Origin of the sequence: Vibrio sp. Sgm 5 (assembly GCF_026241575.1) — a bacterium.
Lineage (GTDB): Bacteria > Pseudomonadota > Gammaproteobacteria > Enterobacterales > Vibrionaceae > Vibrio > Vibrio jasicida.
Genome location: NZ_JAPHPY010000104.1, coordinates 1 through 4,728 on the forward strand (window position 1 = coordinate 1; position 4,728 = coordinate 4,728).

A 4,728-nucleotide genomic window follows, 5' to 3' on the forward strand; every position below is an offset into this window, starting at 1 on the left:
TAAACTACAAACCATCCTTGAAGGCTACGAACTAGCAATGTCTCTTGAACACTAGACTTGTGATCAAGAGACAGGCAATGAGCGGGCTAATCAATGTTGTATTGAATGGTTTAGCTACATACAGGGCAGCTCGGCATTTTCATCAGATTCATTTCTCGCCAAGACATGCTGAGCGCATCGAGAATCAAAATTTTGCCTTTCTTTGGTTGGCCGTAATCAGCAATCACTTTGATCGCTTCCATCGCTTGTACTGCGCCAACAATACCCACAACAGGCGCCATGACTCCGGCTTCGACACAGCTTAACGCGCCATTGCCAAAAAGGGCACTCAAGCACTGGTAACATGGTTGCGTTGGGTCGTCGTAAGTAAACACACTCACTTGGCCTTCCATACGAATGGCCGCGCCTGAAATTAGCGGTGTTTTGGTCGCAAAACATAGGCGGTTAAGTTGATTGCGTGTATCAACGTTATCTGATGCATCGACAACAATAGTGTGCTGCTTAATCAGGTTCTCTAACGTGGTATCATCAAGACGTTTTGCGATGGTGTCCACGATGATGTGCGGGTTAAGCTCACGTAGTGCATCGGCCGCCGACTCTACCTTCTTACGACCAATATCTGCATCGTGGTGTAGCACTTGGCGCTGAAGGTTAGACAACTCGACGATATCATCATCAATCAGCGTGATTTTACCGACACCAGCAGTCGCCAAATATTGGCTTGATGCGCAGCCTAAACCGCCAGCACCAAGCATCAATACCGATGCTTGTTTGAGTGCTTCTTGTCCTTCAAAGTCAAACTGACGAAGAATGATTTGGCGGTTGTAACGCAGCATTTCCTGATCGGAAAGAATATCCACAACGACTTCCTAGTAAAGGGTTGAGTTGAATAGTTGAATCTGAACCGTTTCGCCCACTTCAACTCGGCCGCGTTCACGTTCCAACACAACAAAACAGTTGGCTAGGCTCATTGAGCGGAACGCGCCAGAGCTCTGGTTGCCCGTTGTTTCAACCACAAACTTGCCATCTTCCAATGTGTAGATACCGCGTTGGTAATCGGTACGACCTGGCGCTTTCTTAAAGGCGGTTTTGGTTGTTGCCGGAATAGACTCGGGTGCTTTCCATTCGGTGTGGCCTGCAAGTTTTGCCAGCATTGGTTGAACAAGCACGTACATAGTAAGAACTGCAGAAACAGGGTTACCCGGCAGACCACAGAACCAAGCAGTGCTTAGCTTACCAAATGCGAAAGGTTTACCCGGCTTGATTGCTAGCTTCCAGAAACCGATTTCACCAAGCTCTTCAAGAATGTCTTTGGTGTAATCCGCTTCGCCCACACTAACACCGCCTGAGGTCACGACCACATCTGCCAATGTTTGGGCTTGTTCAAAGGTCGCTTTTAGAGTCTCTGGGCAGTCTGGAATGATACCAAGATCAACGGCTTCACAACCGAAGTTCTCGATAAGCGGTTTAATACCGTAGCGGTTGCTGTCGTAGATTTGACCTTCGTCTAGCGGTTCGCCCAGTGGTTTAAGTTCATCACCAGTAGAGAAGAAAGCAACTTTTGGCTTACGTACTACTGTTACATGGCTAACACCAAGAGACGCAATCATCGGAATATCGCGAGGTGTTAAACGCGCACCTTTTGCCAATACGATGTCGCCTTGCTTGATGTCGTCACCTGTTGGGCGGATGTTGTTTTGCGGCTTCACGTCAGTTTGATTGAACTGAATGCCAGCATCCGTCACTTCTGTGTTTTCTTGCATGATAACGGCATCACAACCCTGTGGGATTTTTGCGCCAGTCATGATGCGAACACAGGTACCATTAGGCCATTCACCTTCAAAAGGTTGTCCTGCAAATGATTTACCTGCCAGAGGCAATACGGAAAACGACTCAAGATCTTGAATGCGAATAGCGTAGCCATCCATTGCTGAGTTATCGAATGGTGGTACGTGAATAGGTGACAAGATGTCTTCTGCCAGTACAAAACCGAGTGCTTCAGCAAGTGGAAGAGAAAGCGTTGTTTGGATAGGTTTGATTCGCGATAGCATTTTGTCCATCGCGTCTTCAATTGGCATCAAGCCAGGTGCGTCGCAGCAGCCCATTGAGAAAATCCTGTGTTCTTTTGTTTTGTGGCAACTTTACCATAAAAAAAGGGGACTGAGTAAGAATGTCCACCTATAAAATATGGGTGTAATTATTCAAAAATCCGAGTATCCTTGTCAGCCATCCAAAAGGGGTAAAATCCTTGTGGAGGTCAATAAAATCAGCTCAGTAACTTCATTTGATGTGCCTTGGTGTAAAGACACGAACTGAGCAGCTCAAAGCGAAAAATATGAATGCAATTTTGATTGGGTTTGTATGAAAGCGGAAGTAACAAAAGAGGAAGTGGAATGTCAGGTCTTAGCGAGTCAGCGAAGTTAGTAAAAGAAGCGCTAGAGCAACGTGGTTTGGAAACGCCAATGCAGCCAAATAACGTAAGCCGTGAAGAGAAGAAAGAGAAGATCGAGCATCATATGCGTGAGATTTTGAGCCTCCTTCAGCTTGACCTTACTGACGATAGCCTGGAAGAAACCCCGCATCGCATTGCGAAGATGTACGTGGATGAGATCTTCTCAGGTTTGGATTACACCAATTTCCCTAAAATTACAGTGATTGAAAACAAGATGAACGTGAGCGAAATGGTTCGCGTGAAAGACATCACTGTGACTAGCACGTGTGAACACCACCTTGTGACCATTGATGGCAAGGCTGCTGTGGCTTACATTCCACGTGGCAAGATCATTGGCTTATCAAAGATCAACCGTATCGTTCGCTTCTTTGCCCAGCGTCCACAAGTACAAGAGCGTATGACACAGCAGATTCTTGTTGCACTTCAAACGTTGCTTGAGTCCGATGATGTCGCAGTGACGATCGACGCAACACACTACTGTGTGAAATCTCGTGGTGTGATGGATGCAACCAGCGAAACGACAACAACAGCATTGGGTGGCATCTTCAAAAGCAACCCAGCAACGCGTGCCGAGTTTCTGCACGGTTTACGCTAAGTAACCAAGCACTATTCTAAGAGGATGGCAAACGCCATCCTTTTTTGTATCTGTCTGAAATGAATAATGATTTGAGAATGAAAACGACAAAAATCATTTATCGATTTCTGTGTTGACAGTCACATGCGATAGACTTAATATTCGCGCCCAGCAAACGGTTGCGAAGGCTTCACTTCTCTTTTCGTTCTGCCCAATTTGATTCTTCAAGCTCAGCTGATCTCGGTCAGTTGTCTTTCTGTTTTCTAATAATAGAAAGGCAACAAAATTGAGATTTGGCATGACCACACAAACCACCATCAACTCGACTGCTCCAGCTTCTATTCAAGCATCGGAGAAGAGTTGGCAAAAGAAAGCAATTCTTAGTGTCGCGTTTTTAATGGCGACCACGTCTGTTGGACCTGGCTTTTTAACCCAAACAGCGGTCTTCACCAATATCTACAAAATCGACATGGCATTCCCTGTGTTTGCATCCATGTTTATCACCTTTGGTATTGTGATGAACTTGTGGCGCATTGTGGGTGTGTCTGGTATGCGCATTCAAGACATTGCGAACAAAGTGACACCGGGTATGGGTTATGTCGTCGGTATTCTTCTCGCGCTTGGTGCGGTTGCATTTAACTTTGGTAACGTAAGTGGCTCTGCGCTCGGTATTAACGTACTGACGGGGGTGGATACAACTTGGGGTGCTCTCTTCACAGGCGTAGTTGGTTGTTTGCTGTTTGTGGTGCACAACGCTTCTAAGCGCATGGACCAAATGGCACGCTACCTTGGCTTGTTTATGATCATCTTAATTGCGTACGTTGCGATGACCAGTTTACCGCCAATGGGGGAGACCTTGAGCGCAGCAATAATGCCTACTGATGTTGGCAGCCTGCTATTACCGACGCTAACGATCGTTGGTGGCGCAGTAGGTGGCTATTACACAGGCGCACAGCGTTTGGTTGATATCGGCTTGCAAGGTAAAGAGAACGTACCCGTTATCAAGACGGCAGCTTGGGCCGGTATTTCAATTGCCGTGGTGATTCGCATCCTGTTGTTTATGGCAGTGTTCGGTGTGATTGCAACAGGCGCGACTTTGGATTCTGCAAACCCAGCCGCAGACGCGTTTCGTCAAGGTGCGGGTGAAGTAGGTTACTTTATCTTTGGTTTGGTGTTGTTTGTTGCTTCGATTACCTCGGTTGTGGGTAACTCGTACATGGCGATTTCCCTTATCAAAACACTGTTCCCAGTTGTGGCTCGCAACGAGAAAGCATGGTGTGTCGGTTTCATTATCATCACATCGCTTGGCACTGTGACGATGAACATGCCGATTTTGCTGCTAATGCTGGCTGGTCTTGTTAACAGTATTATTCTGCCAATCGTTTTAGGTATGGTGTTGGTGGCGACACGCAGAAAAGACATCGTAGGTGACTACAAACACCCAGCCTACTTAACGCTGACGGGCGTTGCAATTGTCGTAGTGATGGCGGCGTCAAGCATGACCAATATCAGCAACTTTATGGCCAAGTTTATAGGCTAACTCAATGCATCAGCTAATGTGCATCGAGTAATGTTTATCGGGATATGAGCTTGCTAAGAACAAAAGAAAACGACCTCGCAATGAGGTAATGTCGATCAGTTAAGAAATTAATAGACTGATCAATTGAACGATCCCACCAGTGTGTAAAAATCCGATAGACCA

The 4,728-nt window shown here is 46.4% G+C and carries 4 protein-coding genes; 2 read left to right on the plus strand and 2 right to left on the minus strand.

Annotation, left to right across the window (positions count from 1 at the left end; translation table 11 throughout):
* Positions 1–110 precede the first annotated feature (110 nt).
* The gene (moeB, locus tag OQJ86_RS25980) at positions 111–860 is read right to left on the minus strand and encodes a molybdopterin-synthase adenylyltransferase MoeB (RefSeq protein ID WP_265992147.1); all 750 of its coding nucleotides are present in this window, start codon (positions 858–860) and stop codon (positions 111–113) included.
* A gap of 9 nt (positions 861–869) precedes the next feature.
* A complete protein-coding gene (gene moeA, locus OQJ86_RS25985; protein ID WP_265992149.1) occupies positions 870–2,105 on the minus strand; it encodes a molybdopterin molybdotransferase MoeA in 1,236 nt (411 codons plus the stop codon).
* A gap of 288 nt (positions 2,106–2,393) precedes the next feature.
* On the opposite strand from moeA, the gene folE reads away from it, so the two are divergent.
* Entirely contained in the window at positions 2,394–3,047 is a 654-nt protein-coding gene (gene folE / locus OQJ86_RS25990) for a GTP cyclohydrolase I FolE (RefSeq protein ID WP_042605649.1), read from the plus strand.
* Positions 3,048–3,324: 277 nt separating this feature from the next.
* Entirely contained in the window at positions 3,325–4,566 is a 1,242-nt protein-coding gene (locus OQJ86_RS25995) for an NRAMP family divalent metal transporter (protein ID WP_265992152.1), read from the plus strand.
* Positions 4,567–4,728: the final 162 nt, after the last annotated feature.

Excerpts from the sequence above, each read along its gene's own strand:
- folE (WP_042605649.1), top strand. The coding sequence starts at position 2,394 with ATGTCAGGTCTTAGCGAGTCAGCGAAGTTAGTAAAAGAAGCGCTAGAG.
- OQJ86_RS25995 (WP_265992152.1), top strand. The coding sequence starts at position 3,325 with ATGACCACACAAACCACCATCAACTCGACTGCTCCAGCTTCTATTCAA.
- moeA (WP_265992149.1), bottom strand. The coding sequence starts at position 2,105 with ATGGGCTGCTGCGACGCACCTGGCTTGATGCCAATTGAAGACGCGATG.